This is a genomic window from Achromobacter dolens (assembly GCF_902859745.1).
GTDB classification, from domain to species: Bacteria; Pseudomonadota; Gammaproteobacteria; order Burkholderiales; family Burkholderiaceae_B; genus Achromobacter; species Achromobacter dolens.
This window is the reverse complement of sequence record NZ_CADIJW010000058.1, coordinates 16,701-32,729: the sequence shown is the minus strand read 5'-3', so window position 1 is coordinate 32,729 and position 16,029 is coordinate 16,701. Positions and strand designations below refer to the sequence as shown.

Annotated in this window: 18 protein-coding genes; 4 read left to right on the top strand and 14 right to left on the bottom strand. The window is 70.3% G+C overall.

Features of this window, described 5'->3' with window-relative positions:
- Window positions 1-369 (bottom strand): GntR family transcriptional regulator (locus HV783_RS25890; protein WP_254604046.1); only part of this gene is annotated, 369 nt, incomplete at its 3' end.
- Window positions 370-465: 96 nt separating this feature from the next.
- Between HV783_RS25890 and HV783_RS25885 the strand changes: the two genes are divergently transcribed.
- Both HV783_RS25885 and HV783_RS25880 read left to right on the top strand, forming a co-directional pair.
- Window positions 466-2,193: an NAD(P)H dependent flavin oxidoreductase family protein gene (locus HV783_RS25885; RefSeq protein ID WP_175190141.1), complete on the top strand. Its 1,728-nt coding sequence runs from the start codon at window positions 466-468 to the stop codon at window positions 2,191-2,193.
- An 88-nt stretch (window positions 2,194-2,281) separates the two neighbouring features.
- Window positions 2,282-2,728 (top strand): SRPBCC family protein, encoded by a 447-nt coding sequence (locus HV783_RS25880; RefSeq protein ID WP_116791795.1) that lies wholly within the window; start codon window positions 2,282-2,284, stop codon window positions 2,726-2,728.
- Window positions 2,729-2,734: 6 nt separating this feature from the next.
- On the opposite strand, the gene HV783_RS25875 is transcribed toward HV783_RS25880, so the two are convergent.
- The 11 genes from HV783_RS25875 to HV783_RS25825 form a co-directional block, all read right to left on the bottom strand.
- The gene (locus tag HV783_RS25875) at window positions 2,735-3,682 is read right to left on the bottom strand and encodes a Dyp-type peroxidase (protein WP_054502891.1); all 948 of its coding nucleotides are present in this window, start codon (window positions 3,680-3,682) and stop codon (window positions 2,735-2,737) included.
- 70 nt (window positions 3,683-3,752) lie between these two features.
- Complete coding sequence (locus HV783_RS25870; protein WP_054502892.1) at window positions 3,753-4,502, bottom strand: alpha/beta fold hydrolase; 750 nt, start codon at window positions 4,500-4,502, stop codon at window positions 3,753-3,755.
- Window positions 4,499-5,308, bottom strand: coding sequence for a DinB family protein (locus tag HV783_RS25865; protein ID WP_175190140.1), 810 nt, complete (start codon window positions 5,306-5,308; stop codon window positions 4,499-4,501). The genes HV783_RS25870 and HV783_RS25865 overlap by 4 nt, the downstream gene beginning before the upstream one ends.
- A gap of 67 nt (window positions 5,309-5,375) precedes the next feature.
- Entirely contained in the window at window positions 5,376-6,071 is a 696-nt protein-coding gene (locus HV783_RS25860; protein WP_175143158.1) for an AroM family protein, read from the bottom strand.
- A gap of 18 nt (window positions 6,072-6,089) precedes the next feature.
- On the bottom strand, window positions 6,090-7,031 hold the full coding sequence (locus tag HV783_RS25855) for a DUF1177 domain-containing protein (RefSeq protein WP_054502894.1): 942 nt from the start codon (window positions 7,029-7,031) through the stop codon (window positions 6,090-6,092).
- A 40-nt stretch (window positions 7,032-7,071) separates the two neighbouring features.
- A complete protein-coding gene (locus HV783_RS25850) occupies window positions 7,072-8,682 on the bottom strand; it encodes an OPT/YSL family transporter (protein WP_116791798.1) in 1,611 nt (536 codons plus the stop codon).
- Entirely contained in the window at window positions 8,679-9,464 is a 786-nt protein-coding gene (locus HV783_RS25845; RefSeq protein WP_054502895.1) for an IclR family transcriptional regulator, read from the bottom strand. Before HV783_RS25845 ends, HV783_RS25850 begins: the two co-directional genes overlap by 4 nt.
- Window positions 9,465-9,733: 269 nt before the next feature.
- On the bottom strand, window positions 9,734-10,393 hold the full coding sequence (locus HV783_RS25840; RefSeq protein WP_175190139.1) for a hypothetical protein: 660 nt from the start codon (window positions 10,391-10,393) through the stop codon (window positions 9,734-9,736).
- 44 nt (window positions 10,394-10,437) lie between these two features.
- On the bottom strand, window positions 10,438-10,941 hold the full coding sequence (locus tag HV783_RS25835) for a hypothetical protein (RefSeq protein ID WP_054502897.1): 504 nt from the start codon (window positions 10,939-10,941) through the stop codon (window positions 10,438-10,440).
- A 166-nt stretch (window positions 10,942-11,107) separates the two neighbouring features.
- Window positions 11,108-11,695, bottom strand: coding sequence for a TetR/AcrR family transcriptional regulator (locus HV783_RS25830; RefSeq protein ID WP_054502898.1), 588 nt, complete (start codon window positions 11,693-11,695; stop codon window positions 11,108-11,110).
- 112 nt (window positions 11,696-11,807) lie between these two features.
- Entirely contained in the window at window positions 11,808-12,245 is a 438-nt protein-coding gene (locus tag HV783_RS25825; RefSeq protein ID WP_254604044.1) for a hypothetical protein, read from the bottom strand.
- 192 nt (window positions 12,246-12,437) lie between these two features.
- On the opposite strand from HV783_RS25825, the gene HV783_RS25820 reads away from it, so the two are divergent.
- The gene (locus HV783_RS25820) at window positions 12,438-12,728 is read left to right on the top strand and encodes a hypothetical protein (protein ID WP_054502899.1); all 291 of its coding nucleotides are present in this window, start codon (window positions 12,438-12,440) and stop codon (window positions 12,726-12,728) included.
- Between the two features lie 36 nt (window positions 12,729-12,764).
- Here HV783_RS25820 and HV783_RS25815 read toward each other — a convergent pair whose 3' ends face one another.
- Window positions 12,765-13,667, bottom strand: a complete 903-nt coding sequence (locus HV783_RS25815) for a LysR family transcriptional regulator (protein WP_240806379.1) — start codon at window positions 13,665-13,667, stop codon at window positions 12,765-12,767.
- A gap of 147 nt (window positions 13,668-13,814) precedes the next feature.
- Here HV783_RS25815 and HV783_RS25810 point away from each other — a divergent pair, with 147 nt between their 5' ends.
- A complete protein-coding gene (locus HV783_RS25810; protein WP_254604043.1) occupies window positions 13,815-15,203 on the top strand; it encodes an MFS transporter in 1,389 nt (462 codons plus the stop codon).
- Between the two features lie 65 nt (window positions 15,204-15,268).
- Here HV783_RS25810 and HV783_RS25805 read toward each other — a convergent pair whose 3' ends face one another.
- Window positions 15,269-16,003, bottom strand: coding sequence for an alpha/beta fold hydrolase (locus tag HV783_RS25805; RefSeq protein ID WP_054502902.1), 735 nt, complete (start codon window positions 16,001-16,003; stop codon window positions 15,269-15,271).
- Between the last annotated feature and the right edge of the window lie 26 nt (window positions 16,004-16,029).

Genomic DNA, 16,029 nt, shown 5'->3' with positions numbered 1-16,029 from the left:
GGCCGCGCCCGGTCCGCTGGCCGCGCCCGGTCCGCTGGCCGCGCCGTCATCGCCAGGCAGGCCGCGCCGGAAGAAATTGTCCGGGATGACCGCCGCCACGTAGGTGCCGGAACCGACCGCGCCCGCGGTATAGCCCTCGCCGCGCAACTGGTCGTAGGCGGCCTCGACCGTGGAGCGGGCCACGTGCCAGCGCGCCGCCAGGTCGCGGGTGGACGGCAGCCGCCCGCCCGAGGGCAGCACGCCGCGCAGGATCCGTTCGCGGATCTGCCGGTAGACCCAGGCCTGCTTGGATTCTCCCGCGCGCGGCGGGTCGACCGGCAGGTCGAGGCTGGATTCCAGCCGGGCATCGCGCACCAGTGGCTTGCTCATGTAAGTGGCTTGCTCATATTCATGGAAATGGCCCTATTTCACCCAGCCATTCTATCCCTACATTACGCCCATCGACCCGTCTTTCGGAACCGTGCCATGCCCACCCACACCATCACGCTCGCCAGCGGCCAATTCACCTACGATGGCGCCACCTCGATCCTGGACGCCGCGCTGGCCCAGGGCGCGGCCGTGCCCTTCTCCTGTCAGCGCGGCGAATGCGGCGCCTGCCGGGCGGTGGTCACCGCCGGCCGCCACGAACGCATCGCGCCGCCCAATGAACATTCCTACGTCACCGCCGACGACGAACTGCTGATGTGCCAGTGCCGCGCCGCCAGCGACCTGACGCTGCGGTTTCCGCATTGGCAGGCCCCGCCCCGGCCGCTGCAGCGGCGCGAGGCCACCGTGCTGTCGCGCGCGCCGCTGACGGCCGACGTCACCCGGCTGGTCATCGCGGTGCGCGGCGAAGCCGCCTTCACCTGGCAGGCCGGCCAGCACGTGCGTTTCCTGCTGGAAGACGGCAGCCAGCGCCCCTTCTCGATCGCCAACGTACCCGCCGCCGCCGGCCCCGCGCAACTCGAATTCCACATCCGCCGCATGCCCGGCGGCGGCTTCACCGAACGCATCCTGCCGCGCCTGATGCCCGGCGATACGCTGTCCCTGGAAGGCCCGCAGGGCGCCTGCGTCTGGCCGGCCGACGGCTGGCCCGCGGACATCGAGCACCTGGTGCTGCTGGCCACCGGCACCGGCTACGCCGGCATCCATCCGATCCTGATGCAAGCGCTGCGGGACCCGCGCTTCAAGCGCGTCACGCTCTACTGGGGCGGCCGGACGGAGGACGATTGCTACGCGGGACCGCTGCTCGATGCGCTGCAGGGCAAGGGCGCCGGCTTCGCCTGGCACGCCGTGCTGTCGGAGCCCCCCGCCGCGCAGGCCGCCGCCCCCTGGCATGTGCAGGACGCCGCCCTCGCCGCCGACCATGACTGGACCCGCACCGTGGTCTACGCCTGCGGCAACCCGGCGATGGTGCGGGCGGCGCGCGAGCGGCTGGGCGCGGCCGGACTGGCGCGCGACCGCTTCCACGCGGAAGCGTTCCTGCCCTCGCAGGACGCGGCCGCCGCCGGCGCGCCGGCCGCCCCCGCCCATCCCTGGGAACGGGTCGGCAGCCACTTCACCCTGGACGGCATCCTCGAGGCGCGTCGCCGCTCGCGCGACGCGGTGCGCGAGATCGCCGCGCTGATGCGGCCCGGCATGACCACGCGCGAGGCGGTCAACGCGGCCGACGCGCACCTGCGCCAGATGGGTTCGTCGCACAACTGGCACCCCACCTACATCCGCTTCGGCCCCGACTCGCAGTCGCCCGCGGTGCAGCCCACCGACTTCCAGCGCCGCCTGCGGGAAGAGGACGTGTTCGTGGTCGACATCGGCCCGGTCTGGGACGGCTACGAGGGCGACTACGGCGACACCTTCGTGCTGGGCGCCGACGCCGACCATGAGCGCTGCGCCGAGGCCGCGCGCCAGGTGTTCGAGCGCACCCGCGAGGACTGGCTCCAGGGCCTGACCGGCGCCGCCCTGTACGACCGCGCCGAGGCGCACGCCCGCCAGCACGGCTGCGAACTGGTGCGCGAGATCCCGGGCCACCGCGTGGCGGATTTTCCGCACGCGCTCTACGGCAAGCACCAACTGGCGCAGGCGGATTTCGTGCCCGCCGACGGCATCTGGGTGCTGGAGATCCAGGTGCGCGACCGCGCGCTGCCGATCGGCGCCTTCTATGAGGATGTGCTGCTGCGGGAAACGGCGGCGCAAGCCGACAGGGCGACGACCTAGGGTTTGTCCCCATGCCAGTCATGTCGATCCGCGGGATGCTCGAACGTCGAACCAGTACGCTCAACTTCCCTTCAAAGGCGGATTCATCATGACGACTGGCACCGTGACCCTGCATCGCGTCCTGCGCACCACTCCCGAACGCGTCTACCGCGCCTTCCTCGAACCCGACGCGGTCGTGCGCTGGCTGCCGCCCTACGGCTTCACCTGCGAGGTCCATGAACTGGACGCGCGGGTGGGCGGGCGGCACCGCATGTCGTTCCGCAATTTCGGCACCGGCCACGCCCACGATTTCGGCGGCGAGTACCTGGAACTGGTGCCGGGCGAGAAGATCCGCTACACGGACCAGTTCGACGATCCGAACCTGCCGGGACAGATGCAGACCACCATCACCCTGCGCAAGGTCTCCTGCGGCACGGAGATGACCGTGGTGCAGGAGAACATCCCCGCGGTGATTCCGCCGGAGATGTGCTACCTGGGCTGGCAGGAATCGCTGGCGCAGTTGATGCGGCTGGTGGAGCCGCAGATTCCCGACTGATACCGATCAGCCTTCGCGTCCGGCCAGCTCGTCCAGCAGCTCGGCCGACGGCACGAAGAACAGGCTGCCGGTGACGGCGCGGCTGTAGTCCAGCAGGCGGTCGTAGTTGCCGGCCGGACGGCCGACGAACATGTTCTCGAGCATCTGTTCGATCGGCTTGGGCGAACGCGCGTAGCCGATGAAGTAGGTGCCAAATTCGCCAGCGCCGGCGCGGCCGAACGGCATGTTGTCGCGCAGGATCTTGATCTCCTGGCCATCCTCTTCCAGGGTGGTCAGGGCGCTGTGCGAGTACGACGGCTTGACGTCGTCGGGCAGTTCGACGTTGGTGAGCTTGCGGCGGCCGATGATGAGTTCCTGCTGTTCGGTCGACAGCTTTTCCCAGGCCGCCATGTCGTGCAGGTACTTCTGCACCAGCACGTAGCTGCCGCCGGCGAACGCTTCGTCCTCGTCGCCGATCAGGGTGTAGCCGGGCAGCTCGAAGCCCTGCGGGTTCTCGGTGCCGTCGACGAAGCCGATGATGGCGCGCCGGTCGAAGTAGCGGAAGCCATGCACTTCATCGACCACGGTGGCCGCCGAGCCCAGCGCGGCCACCAGCAAGGTGGCCAGCTCGAAACAGGCGTCCATGGCTTCGGCGCGAATGTGCAGCAGGATGTCGCCGGGCGTCGAGACGGCGACGCGCTCGCCCGCGCCGATCTCGCGGAACGGATGCAGGCCGGCGGGCCGCGGCGCGCCGAACAGCGTGTCCCAGGCCGCCGAGCCGAAACCACAGACACAGGACAGGTCGGCCGCCACCGCGCGCGTGCCGACGGTGCGCACCAGGTTGCCGACGTCTTCGCACCAGGCGCGCACGGCGGCGGCGTTGTCGGCGCCGGGGTTCAGCGTGGCGACGATGAAGATCGCGTAGCGGGCGTTGGGGCTGAGGACGGCTTGCGGTTCGACGGGTTTTTCGGACATGGGATTCAGTGGGGCCGGCAACGGCCCGCGAGAGACAGGAGGCGCTGGAAATATAGCCGATGCCCCCGCTTTAATTGCCGTCATGCCCCAGGCAGTGGCGCAGCGCCGCCACGAATGCCTCGGGCCGCTCCAGCATCATCAGGTGGCCGCAGCCGTCCAGCGCCTGCCGCCCCGCGCAGGCGCGCCAGGCCCAGTCTGGCACGTTCCAGCCGGCGTGCGAACGCCCGCCCGACAGCAGGTACACAGGATGGCGCGCGAACACCTGCCGCAAGGTGTCCTGGTAACCTGCCGCGCCCGTCACCGCCACCACCGACGCCGCCATGGCACGCAGCGTCGAGGCCGGCTGCTGGGCGAGCCAGCGGGCGGCGGTGTCGCGCCAATGCGGCCGGGGCTCGGCCACCGCGCCGCCCAGCCAGCCGAGCGGATCGGCGCGAAAGCCGTCCAGCATGGCCTCGGCCTCGCCCGCGCTCATGCGCGCCACGGACGCCGACCAGAACGCGTCGGCCAGCGTGAAATTGCCCTCGACATTGACGATGCGGCGCACCCGCTGCGGATAGGCCTGCGCCAGCAGCATCGCCACCGCGCCGCCGACCGAATGCCCCACCAGGTCGACCGCGACGCCATCGAAATGCGTGTCGATGAACGCGCGCAGGTGCTCGACCTGCGCCGGCAGCGAGATGCGCGCCGGCGGCGTCGCCTGGTGTTCGCCGTAGCCCAGCAGCGGCGGCGCGGCGTGCGGTGGCAGGCCCGCGTCGACATCGAAAGCGCCGATGAGGCCGTGGATCAGCAGCATCGGCGGCGCGGCGGACGCGCGGCTCATGCGGGGCCGCCTTTGCCGCGGGCGGCCGGCGGCGCCAGCTCGGCGAGCAGTTCCTCCAGTTCCTGGCAATGGGTGCGGTCGTGGTCGAGCAGCTCGCGCGCGATCTGCTCCAGCGTCATGCGGTGCAGGCCGTCGCGCAGGCCGCAGCGCGCCAGCGCCGCCGCGTCCAGCTTGCGCAGCGAGGCGCACAACTGCGCCCGGCCGCGGCGGAACGACGCCAGCGCGGCGTCCGGGTCCTGTTCCTGGTAGTCGCGCTCGGCCGCCAGGGCCGTGCCGTCGACGGAATCGATGCGCGGCAGCGGCGCGGCCAGGATGGCCGCGATGCGCTGGGTGAACACGGCGTCCAGGTCGCGCAGGTGGCAGACGTGTTCGGTGGCCGAAAAGCCGGTGCCTTCGGGCCGGCGGGTGCGCCACGCCGCGGGCACCCGCCCCATCAGGCCGGCCAGCGCGTCCGGCATGCGCGCCAGCTCGTCGATGACGCCGGCGAACGGCAGCGCCACGGGCCGCGGGCTGAACACCGCGCCATAGCTGAAGACCGGGCCCGCCACCCGGCCGCGCGCCTGCACCACGTCGTGCCCGTGGCGCCGCATCAGGTCGGCCACCAGCGCGCCGCAGAACTGCCGCGCGGTGGTGTCCGCCGCGACTTCGGGAAACAACCTCTCGATGTCATCGCTGATGGCGGCGACGGCGGCCACGCCCACCCGCGACAGCGCCGCGTACTCGAGGTAGCGGCCGGGCTCATCGATCAGGGCCTCGAGCTGCTGCCCGAGCGGGGTGGCGCGAAATCGGTCGAAACGGGAGTGCATGGCGACGCTCGGATAGTAACTGCGCAAAACGATACGTTACTAGCCGGCCGCCGTCAACACGCGCGTATCAGTCTGCCTGTGTCAGCAGCTCCGCCGTCAGCCGCGCAATCACCGCGTTCGACAGCATCACCGGCAGGCCGGACGCCGCCGCGGCCGCCGTCCGATGGCGTTCGACGAACCCCATGCAGTCGAGCACCAGCAGGTCGGCGCCCTGCCGCTTGAGTTCTCGGGCCGCCTCGGCCAGGGACTCACTGCCGTCGGCATAGGGCGAGGCCACAGCGCACAGCGGCGCGTGTTGCAGCGCGCGCCACTTGTGCGCCTCGGACGCCACCTGCGACGCCAGCGGCACGATCACGCCCACCTGCCGCGCGCCCGCCAGGGCGGCGACGGTGGGCGAGACGATCAGGTCCGGCTCGATGAGCCACGCGCTGGCGGCGCGCAGGTCGTCGAACGCGCCGGTGCACAGCACCAGCACGAAGGCGCAGCCCTGGGCCTCCAGCGCCGCGATCCTCTGCGTGAGCAGCGCCAGCATGGCGGCCTTGTCCACCACCACCGAAGAGCCGTCCAGCAGCCGCGTGATGAGCGTGGCCTGGCCGGCCCGCGGCGCGTAGCGCCGTTCGATCTCATCGCGCGCCAGGCCGTCGAGCAGGCCCGCGTGCAGGCAGGGGGTGCCGGGCGGCAGGTGCCGTTCGAGAATCGGCGTGATGTCGGGCCGGGGGGCCTGGCCGATGGTGATGGTGCCGAGCTTGGCCGTGGCGGACATGATGGCGCTCCCGTGCGTTCAGTGTTTGGCGACCTGCTCGCCCTGCAGATGGGCCAGCGAACCGTAGAGCTTGAGCAGCAGCGCGTACTCGTCGCGGTCGAAGAACTGGCACTTGCCCTGGGTGAATTCCTTGGCCACTTCGACCGCGAACTTGGCGGCGGACGCGATGTCGACCTCGTGGCTGGCGCCCGTGCCGCAGCCCGGCACCACGCTCTCGGTGGTGATGGCCACGCCGACCACCGGCGCCGCGGTGGCGACCGACGGCTGCATGATGCTGTTCACGTGGTACACGCCGTTGTCGTAGGGCGTGATGTCCTGCAGCGAGATCGGGAAGGTGGCGGCGGGACGGCCGGTGGTCGTCTCCATGATGCGCAGCAGGTCTTCCGACATGCGCAGGATGTAGCCCTGCTTGACCGTCGGCGACAGCGCGAAGCCCTTGTGGTTGATGATGCGGTTGCCCTTGGTGGTGTCGATCGACAGCACCGCGTCCATCTCGGCGCTGAGTTCCTGCTCGTTCATGGCCTTCATGTCGACCGGCGAATCCATGAAATCCACCGGTTCGTGCGGACGGGTCGGCGCATCCGGGCAGATGTGCGTGCCGATGATCACGTCGCCGGCCAGCACGTCGCCCTGCGCCTGCATGTGCGCCAGCTTGAGCGCGGCGGCCACGGCCGCGACCGCGCCGTCGCCGTCGGACACCAGGCCAATGCGGCCCGGCCGCGCGCCGATGCCGCCCAGGCGACCGACGATGCCGAGCGTGGGCGCCGGCCCGCCGGCGCGTTTGCCCTGGGCGCCGGGAATGACGATGCGCACGAAATCGGTGGAACCGTTGGCGCCGGTGATCTTGGTGACGGTGACGCTGACGCCGGGATGGCCTTCGAGCAGCGTGGCCACGGTGTGGCCCGACGCGTGCGCGCTGTCCAGCGCTTCGAAGGCCTGCAATGTCTGGGAAAGACTCATGATGGATTTCCTTTCGGGCAAAGACGGCAAGAAGGGGGAATCACTTCTTGCCAAAATGAGAGGTGATGGCGGCGCTGAAGAAGCTGAAGATGGCGTCGCCCGCGATGATCCCGCCGGCAAACACTTCCATGTGGTTGCGGTGCTTTTCGCCGCCGACCTTCTCGATCAACAGGCGCAGCGCGATACCCGCCGCCACGGCCCAGCCCGCCAGCGGGTTGGCGATCAGCAGGCCGGTGGCCAGCAACACGCCGAGCTGGCGCTTGGGGCCGCCGATCAACTGGATGATGGCGCCGGGAATGGCCCATACCAGCAGCATCTGCGCGATGCCCGGCGTGGCGCCGGCGTTGATGGTGGCCACGTAGACCTTGGCCACCGGCGGCAGTTGGCCGCCCGCGAACAGCGCGCCATAGCTGAAGTACACCACCGGGATCGCGATCAGGAAGGCCAGCATGGCGGCAATCAACTGCTGCTTGCGGCCTTCCAGTTCGAGAGCCATGTCGGCGCCGTTGCCGCGCAGCATGAAGCCGGCCTTGAGGTCGTAGCCCATGTCCGCGAAGGCCGGGCCGGTCGCCACCGAGAAACCGCACAGGATCGCCAGCGCATGCGGCGGAAAGCCGATCAACAGGCCCAGCAGCAAGGTGATGAGCGCCACCGCGAACGCCGGGAACCAGCCCGAGTGCATGGCGGCGATGCCGACGATGAGCTCGTGCACCAGCGCGGCGAAGGCGGCATAAAGGATGAAGCCCAGCAGCATCGGCAGCGGCATGTCGGCATACAGCCCGGCCAGCAGCGAAATGCCGGCGGACAGCAGGATGTACCCCACCCCGCCCAGGCGCAGGCTGCTGCCGACGCTGGGACCGGCCGGGCCGCTGGCCTTGGGGCCGGCCTTGCCGCGCATGACCATCGCCACCTGGATCAGCGCCACCAGCCCGGCGCCGATCATCACCCCGTGCGGGATGTACTGCTTGTTGATGTCCATGCCGAACAGCGGCTCGGAATAGCCGCGCAGCAGCAGGCCCAGGCCGAACATGCCGAGCGCCCAGATGTTGCCGATGAAGGCCACGCCGAACGCCGACATCGGGATCTTGAACCACGAGCCCACCGCGCCCACCACGATGCCCAGGCCCAGCAGCTTGGCCTGCGTGCCGCCCTGGTCGCCGGCCTTGATGGCTTCGGCCGCGGCCACCCCGGGCGGCCAGGCGCCGGTGGCCGGGAACACCGAACTGCCGAACAGGCGATACAGCATGTAGGCGTCCAGCAGCATCGCCAGCCCCACGCCCAGGAACATCGGCAGCACCATGTCGGGGCGGCCCAGCAGATAGGGAATGGCCAGCGGCAGCAGCAGACTGTTGGCCGCGCCGAAGGTGGCCGAGGAGATGGCGGTCTGCGCCAGGTTCTGCGTGTGGACCGAGCGGTAGGAGCGCAGCAGGCGCATCGGCACGCGGGCCAGGATCATCGCCACCAGCGCGCCGATGATGGAGGTGTTGGGCGTCACGCCCAGGGTCACGATCAACTGGATGCCGATCACCGCGCCAAACACGCTCAGTGCGGCCAACAGGACCAGGTTGGACAGCGAGAGCGCTCTTGGATGCGGGTCTTCCTGCGCGGTGGCGCCGCCTTGGGCGGCGTGACGGGGGGTGGAATCAATCATGGTGCTGACTCGTGGAGGGCATGAACGGGGGATCCCCAGGCCGGATCGCACACGATGCGGCCGAGGCTTCTGGCTTCCGTCAGCAGGTCCGCGGCCAGCGCTTGCACGCTGGCGGCATCGGCCTGGGCCGCCGGAAAGGAAAGGCACATGGCGAAGCGCTCCATGGACACCGGGTCGCTCACGGCGCAACTGACCGAGGCCACCCCCGGGATGGCCTCGTTGATCGCCACGGCGAAGCCGGACTCGCGCACATCGCGCAGACGCGCCAGCACGTCAGGCACGGTGCGCGGCGCTTCGTCGGAAATGAACGGCAGTTGCTTGCCCAGCCGCTTGGCCACCTTGTCGTCGCTGTCGCGCGCCAGCAGCACGCGGCCGGTCGAGGTGGCCCAACTGGGCGAACGGTGTCCGGGATAGGTCGTGACGCGCAGTGGATGCGAGCCCTGCTGCACGTGCAGCACCATCACGTCGCGGCCCTCGAGCACCGAGATGTAGCCGGTGTGGCCGCTCTGGGCGCTCAGGCGCTTGAGCGCGTCCTGCATCTGCGCGGACAACGAGGTGGTCTCGCGCACCATCCGCGACAGCTCCAGGATCATCACCCCCGGGCCATAGGCGCGGGTGCTCTCCTCACGGTCCAGCAGCCCCAGTTCCTTCATCTGCGCCAACAGGCGCGATGCCGAGCTTTTCGGCATCCCCAGGTGCTCGACCAGGTCCGTCACCGTGACCTTGCGATTGAGCTTGTTGATCAGGCGAAGAATGATGGCTGCGTTTTCGAGTGAGGCCATAAAGTTCCAAAAAATGAGACTTGGTTCCAATGAATGAGTCAATGTAGTCCTTCCGAAAACGGCCGGATACGCGAACTAACCCTAGGTTTGGAGGGACTTTGAAAGGTGATTTACGGAACGCTGAATGCGAAGCCGGGGCGCGCGCTGGCCGGCATGCCCTGGCGGCCGCGCCTGTGCGTGTCCGCCATGTGCCAGCGACGCGGACGGCGGTGGCCGCGCCCGTTACGGCTGCGCTCGGCGCGTACCGCCGGCGTTGCGCTGGCCGCGCATCATTCCTCGCTCGGGCGCGGGCGGCGGTTGCGAGCGCGCTGGGCGGGATCGCCGGCCAGCGCATCGTCGATGGCATTGCGCAAGGCCGCGGCCTGCGCCACCGGCCCCACCGTGATGGGCGCGGGGCCGGGCGCGGCCACGATCTGCGACGGCAGGATCGCCGGCAGCCCCGCCACGAAGCGATATGGCAGTTGCGGCAGCAGGCCCTGAATCGTGCCCAGGTCATTGGCGGCCTCGGCGCGCGCCTGCAACGCCGCCTGGGCATCGCGTTCGGCCCGGTTGGTCGCGACGGTGCGCGCCTGCAGCCGAGCCTGTTCATCACGGAACGCCTGGATCGCGAGCTTCAGGCAATGCGCCGTGTATTGGTCGCGCAAGGGTTCGAGCGCGATGCCGGGCGCGTCCATTTTCGGGGCCGCGGCGCGCGGCGCGGATGACGCTGTCGCGGCAGGCGCGGCCGGCGGCGTTGGTTGAGACGCCGCTACCGCCGCCGTTGCCGACACCGCCTGCGTCTGCGCGGCGTGGATGCGCGAGAACGCCGCGGCCCGCGCGCGCATCGCGCGGTCGGTCCGCAGTTGCGCGTGCAGGCGTTCGAGACGGTACGGGTCGCGCACCGCGTCGATGCGCGGCGGATCGATCGGGTCAATGGCGTTGGCGCTCATGGCAAGTCCCCTGGCCGCGCGACGGCGCGCGCGGCATCACCTGGCTAGCGGGACGGCGCGCGGCGACGCTGCGAACGGATCCACCATTGCTGCGTGATGGCGCCCAGCACGAAGACCGCGAACCACGTCGCCAGCGCGCCGCGCACCAGCGGCGACTGCGGCCCGTCGGCCAACGGATGCGACACCGGCAACCGGGTCAGCGTCTCCGCGATCCCCGGCACCCACATCAGGAAGAAGCTGAACGCGAACCCCAGTTGCGACAGATGAGCCCGCGCCGCCGATTGGGGCGGCAGGCGCGACAGCAGCAGCGCCCCCGCGACCGACAGCAACGCCAGGATGCCCAGCGCATGCCCGGGGTTGAATCCACCCGTGCTGGACAGGCCGAACGACGTCAGCACCGCCACCACCAGGCCGCCCAGATAGATCTTGCCGACCGGCGTCGCGCTGTCGATGCCGCGGTAGCGGACGAAGCTGTACAGGCCCGCGAAGGCGGGGACCAGGCTGATGAGGGTGTGTGCGGCCCCGAGAGGCGAAATGGGATGCGGCATGGGCAGGGCTCCTTGAAAGCGCAGGCGCGGCCAGGGATTGGCGACAGCGCCGACAACGTGGACAGACATGGGCAATGACGCCCGGTAAATTCATAAAACAACCAACTAGTTGGTTGGTTAAGTCATTCAAAAAAACGCGCACCCGAAGGCGCGCGCGGGCCGGCCATCACGCCGGCGTCGACAACTGCCTGATGGCCGCGTGCGAGATCGCCGTGAATGCCTCGGGCGCGCCCAGCGCCCGGGCCGTCAGCATCGCGCCGTGGATCGTGGACATGAAGGCCTGCGCCTCGACCAGAACACCGTTGCGCAACTGGAACTGCCCCGTGGCGACACCCGCGCCCAGCACCGACCCGATCCACGCGGTCAGCTCGCCGAAATAGGCGCGCACCTCGTCCGCCACCGCCTGCGGGATCATCGGCAATTCGGCTGCCAGCATGGCGCAGATGCACATGGGCATCGAACCATCGCGGATGCACTTGGCCCAGTAGTCCGCATACGCCATCAAGCGCGCCCGCGGATCCGTCACATGCTGGTCCAGCGCCGCCAGCCCCGAGCGGGCCTGCTCGCGATGCCGCGTGACCACGGTCAGCACCAGGTCCGCCTTGGTCGGGAAATGGTGGTGGATGCTGGCCTTGCCGATGCGCACCCGCTCGGAGATGTCGGCATAGCTGAAGCCGTGATAGCCGCCGCTCGCCAGCAACTGCCGGGTCTGGTCGACGATTTCGAGGGCGCGGGGGGAAAGTTCCAGGTTCATGACAACCAATCTACTAGTTGGTTGGTTTACTGTCAAGAGATCGACCCGGGGCAGTGGCGCAGGATGCGGACGGATCGGCCCGGCCGCCGGGCTCCATCCGCGCCCCGCCGCGTCAGGATTCACACGTCCAGCCCACCGGCAGATGTCCGGCCGAGTAGCGCAGCGCCGGCCAATACCCCGCCATGAACCAGGCGGCATCGTGCGGCGCGAAGTGCACGACATAGCTGCCGTCCGTGGCGACCACCAGGTCGGAGGGCGTGAAGCCTTGCAGGAAGGCTGCCGGCGGATGCTCGGGATCGTCGGGCGTGCGGCCGGCGTCCCAGAGGAAACGCAAGCCGGCGTCCGATCGGGCGGCCAGGTCGCTGGCAATCTCGCGGGCCCGATCGCGCAACGGGGCGGCGGATGCTGGGTCGGGCGCCAGCAGCACCACCCGCAGGCGGCCGTCCTGCGCCGCGGGATTGGCCAGCCCGGTCTCCTGGGCGGGGATGCCGTCGTGGGTATAGGGCAGCAGGTCCGCCTGCGCGGGACCGCCGGGGTCGGTTTCAGCCATCGGATTCTCCGTCACGAATCAGGGATTGTGCCGGATTGCCGCGCGCGGACAGAAATTCACACACCATCACAACTCCCTGGTATCCAGGCGCCCGGCGCCGTCACACAATAGCGGCAACGGTTTCCCAGGCGCCCGCCGATGTCCGCGGGGCGCTGATGATCGAACCGCCCCGCCTTTTGGAGCCTGTTCCCCATGCCCTGCCTTCGCCGCCTTCCCCTGCTTGCCGCCACGCTGCTGACCAGCGCCGCCGCCCTGGCCCAACCGCCGGCCGCGCCCGCCAGCGCCACGTCGGCCCCGGCGCAAAGCGCTCTCTCCGCCAGCGCCGACGCCGCCCCCGCCGCCCCCCAGGAACGCCTGCGCGTCGGCCTGTCCGACCCCGATACCAAGCTGGTGCTGCCGTGGTTCGTGACGACGCTGACCGATGCCGTCAACCAGGGCAAGTCGGCGAACGAGACCGGCAAGGCGCTGCTGGACGGCCTCTGAACGCCGGCCCGCCGGCACGCGCCACGCCCTGGCGGGTCATAGCTCGTTGAGCGATTTTTCCCGCAGTTTTTCCACCAGGAACTCCACCAGCGAGCGGACCTTGCCGGCCATCAGCCGCTGGTGCGTCATCAACGCGAACACGGGCCGGGGCGGGGTCTCCGACGCCACCATCAAGGGTTGCAGGCGGCCCGCCGCGACGTGGTCGGCGATGGCCCAGGCGGGCGCGTAGACGATGCCGGCGCCGGCCGCGGCGGCGGTGACCACGCCATCCACGGTGTTCGAGCGCATGCGGGTCGGCACCCGCACGACGGTGGGCTTGCCCTTGTCCATCAGCGTCCACATGTCCTCGGTCGCCAGGTGGCTGTACACCAGGCCGTCGTGTTGGGTCAGGTCCTGCAGGCTGCGGGGCGTGCCGCGCCGCGCCAGGTAATCGGGCGAGGCGCTCAGCACCCAGCGGATGGATCCCAGGCGCCGCGCGACGAGGCTGGAGCTGGGCTGCTCGCCCACCAGCACCGCGAGGTCGATGCCCTCTTCCAGCAGGTTGACGGGGCGGTCCAGCAGGTGCAGGTCGAGCGTGACCTTGGGATGCAGCACCAGGAACTTGGCCAGCAGCGGCTGCAGATGCACGCGGCCGTAGAGCGTCGGCGCCGTGACGCGTAGCCGGCCAGAGGGCTCGGCGGCATCGATCCGCATACTGCTCTCCAGTTCGTCCATGTCCGCCAGCAGGCGCTTGGCCTCGGCGTAATAGCGCTGACCAGCCTCGGTCAAACGCAGCGCCCGGGTCGAACGCACCAGCAGCCGGGTGCCAATGCGCTCCTCCAACGCGCTGATGTGGCGGCTGACCGAGGCCAAAGACACCCCGCTGACGCGCGACGCGCCGCTGAGACTGCCCTGGTCCACGGCCGCCACCAGCAACGCCATGCCTTCCGATCGGTTCACCCTGCCCTCGCTTCGCGGCCCTTGCCGCCGGGATGCCATGCGGCTCCAGTATTTCATATCTGCAAGGCTGGTTTACGGATTTCGCTATTCACCGCAAGGATCGCGGCTTTCATACTGGGAGCCGTTTCTCTGCCCCCGTATACCGCAATGTTCGCGCCTGCTGCTTCTCTCCCCGCTCCCCTGGCACCCGCCGCGCGCCGCTACGCGATGCTGGCCGTGTCCCTGTCGATCTCGATGGCGACGCTCGATACCTCCATGACGAACACGGCGCTGCCGTCGATGGCCGCGCAGCTCGGCGTTGGCGCCGCCGACGTGATCGGCGTGGTCACGATCTATCAGCTCGTCATGGTGGCGACGATGCTGCCGCTGGCCGCCCTGGCCGGAAAGCTCGGCCACCGGCGGGTGTTCCTGCCGGCGCTGTGGCTGTTCCTGGCCGCCTCCGTCTGGTGCGGCGCGGCGCAGTCGCTGTGGTCGCTGGAGGCGGCCCGGGCCGCGCAGGGCCTGGCCGCCGCGGCGCTGATGGGCTGCAACATGGCGCTGGTGAGCGCCATCTACCGCAAGGAGGAACTGGGCCGGGGCATGGGCCTGAACGCCATGATCGCGGCCGCCTCACTGGCGGGCGGGCCGGTGCTGGCGTCGGCGATGCTGACGGTGCTGAGCTGGCACTGGCTGTTCTATGTGAACGTGCCCTTCTGCCTGGTGGCGCTGGCGCTGGCCGGGCGGCACCTGCCCAGGTTGCCTGGCGACGGCAAGGCGCTCGATGCCGGCGCGGCCGTGTTGTGTGCGCTGGCGTTCGGGCTCGCGGTGCAGGGCCTGGAACGCGTGGCGCAGCCCGACGGGAACACCGCCCTGATCTGGGTGCTCGCGGCGCTGAGCTGGGCGTTGCTGTGGCGCCGCGAACGCCTGAGCGCGCACGCCATCGTGCCGCTGGACCTGCTGCGCCTGGCGCCCTTCTCGCTGGCGGTGCTGGTGTGCGTGCTGGCTTTCGCGGCGCAGGGCGCGGCCATGGTGGCGCTGCCGTTCCTGCTGAACCAGACGCTGGGGCGCGACATCGCCGAGGTCGGGATGCTGATCGCGCCCTGGCCGGTGATGGGGGCCTGCCTGGCGCCGTTCTCGGGCAAGTGGTCGGACCGGATGTCCGCCAGCCTGCTGGGCATGGTCGGCCTGGCGCTGCTGGCCGCCGGCCTGCTAGCGGTGAGCGCGCTGCCGGCCGGCGCGCCGATGTGGGCGGTGATGCTGCCGATGGCGTTGTGCGGCACGGGGTTCGGGTTGTTCCTGTCGCCCAACCAGCGCTTCATCATGTTCAGCGTGCCGGCGCACCGCGCCAGCGTGGCCAGCGGCCTGTCCGGCCTGGCGCGGCTGCTGGGCCAGACGATGGGCGCGGCCTTCGTGGCGGCGTGCTTTGTGTTCAACGCCCGCGCCGGCGCCACCTGGGCCTTGTGGGTGGCGGTCGGGTTCGCGCTGGCGGGAAGCCTGGCCAGCGCCCTGCTCGAACGCCTGGCGCGGCGCTCGCGGCAGGCGCTGGCGGCCTCGTAGCGGCCCGGCGACGCTCACCGCCCGGCGTCGCGTACCGTCCAGCGCCGCTGACAGTCCCGCGGCGCTCAGGCCGGGTGCCGCGCCAGGAAGTCCTGGATGGCGTCGAGGTAGCGCCGCGGCTGCGTCTTCCACGCTTCCACCAGGGTGGCCGCGGGCGCCAGTTGCGCCAGCTCCAGCGAGACGGCGCGCGGATGCAACGGGTCGTTGCCGCCCAGGATCAGCAGCGGAATCGGGTTGCGCCGCACGAAGTCGCGGCTGACGCTGAAGACGAAATCGCCGCCGAACAGGTTGTGCCGCAGGCCCTCCAGGGCCCGTTCGTCGATGGCGGGATCGCGCTGGCGCACGGTATCGGCCCATTGGTCGAAAGACTCGCCGCGCTTGCCCTCCTGCCCGGCGATGCCGATGGGTTGCTGCAGGATCGCCGACGCCACGCGTTCGGGCGCCAGCTCGCACAGCTTGAGCGCGAACGACGAACCGATGCAGGAGCCGATCACGTGGAAGCGCTGCACGCCCAGCGCGTCCAGCAGGCCCAGGTGATCCCGCGCATAGGTGGTCCAGCCGTCGCTGGCCAGCACCGGCGCGCGCGAGCGGCCGGCGTTGCGCTGGTCCGGGGCGATCACGCGGTAGCGGCTGGCGAGCGCGGCGACCGGATCCGGATACTCGCGCGGCCGGCCGTCGCGCGTCACGCGCCACAGTTCGCGGTGCGACAGCATGCCGCCGGGGGCCAGCGCCAGCACGGCGTCGCCCTGGCCCTGGATGTCGAAATGCAGCTCGGCGTTGCCGATGGTCAGGATGGGCATGGCGGCCTCTTGCGCGTCGGTGAAGC

Coding starts and splice junctions, on each gene's coding strand:
- HV783_RS25820 (WP_054502899.1), top strand. CDS start 12,438: ATGCCCTGCCTTCGCCGCCTTCCCCTGCTTGCCGCCACGCTGCTGACC.
- HV783_RS25870 (WP_054502892.1), bottom strand. CDS start 4,502: ATGAGCCGCGCGTCCGCCGCGCCGCCGATGCTGCTGATCCACGGCCTC.
- HV783_RS25845 (WP_054502895.1), bottom strand. CDS start 9,464: ATGGCCTCACTCGAAAACGCAGCCATCATTCTTCGCCTGATCAACAAG.
- HV783_RS25830 (WP_054502898.1), bottom strand. CDS start 11,695: ATGAACCTGGAACTTTCCCCCCGCGCCCTCGAAATCGTCGACCAGACC.
- HV783_RS25835 (WP_054502897.1), bottom strand. CDS start 10,941: ATGCCGCATCCCATTTCGCCTCTCGGGGCCGCACACACCCTCATCAGC.
- HV783_RS25805 (WP_054502902.1), bottom strand. CDS start 16,003: ATGCCCATCCTGACCATCGGCAACGCCGAGCTGCATTTCGACATCCAG.
- HV783_RS25860 (WP_175143158.1), bottom strand. CDS start 6,071: ATGTCCGCCACGGCCAAGCTCGGCACCATCACCATCGGCCAGGCCCCC.
- HV783_RS25810 (WP_254604043.1), top strand. CDS start 13,815: ATGTTCGCGCCTGCTGCTTCTCTCCCCGCTCCCCTGGCACCCGCCGCG.
- HV783_RS25850 (WP_116791798.1), bottom strand. CDS start 8,682: ATGATTGATTCCACCCCCCGTCACGCCGCCCAAGGCGGCGCCACCGCG.
- HV783_RS25875 (WP_054502891.1), bottom strand. CDS start 3,682: ATGTCCGAAAAACCCGTCGAACCGCAAGCCGTCCTCAGCCCCAACGCC.
- HV783_RS25825 (WP_254604044.1), bottom strand. CDS start 12,245: ATGGCTGAAACCGACCCCGGCGGTCCCGCGCAGGCGGACCTGCTGCCC.
- HV783_RS25855 (WP_054502894.1), bottom strand. CDS start 7,031: ATGAGTCTTTCCCAGACATTGCAGGCCTTCGAAGCGCTGGACAGCGCG.
- HV783_RS25865 (WP_175190140.1), bottom strand. CDS start 5,308: ATGCACTCCCGTTTCGACCGATTTCGCGCCACCCCGCTCGGGCAGCAG.
- HV783_RS25885 (WP_175190141.1), top strand. CDS start 466: ATGCCCACCCACACCATCACGCTCGCCAGCGGCCAATTCACCTACGAT.
- HV783_RS25880 (WP_116791795.1), top strand. CDS start 2,282: ATGACGACTGGCACCGTGACCCTGCATCGCGTCCTGCGCACCACTCCC.
- HV783_RS25840 (WP_175190139.1), bottom strand. CDS start 10,393: ATGAGCGCCAACGCCATTGACCCGATCGATCCGCCGCGCATCGACGCG.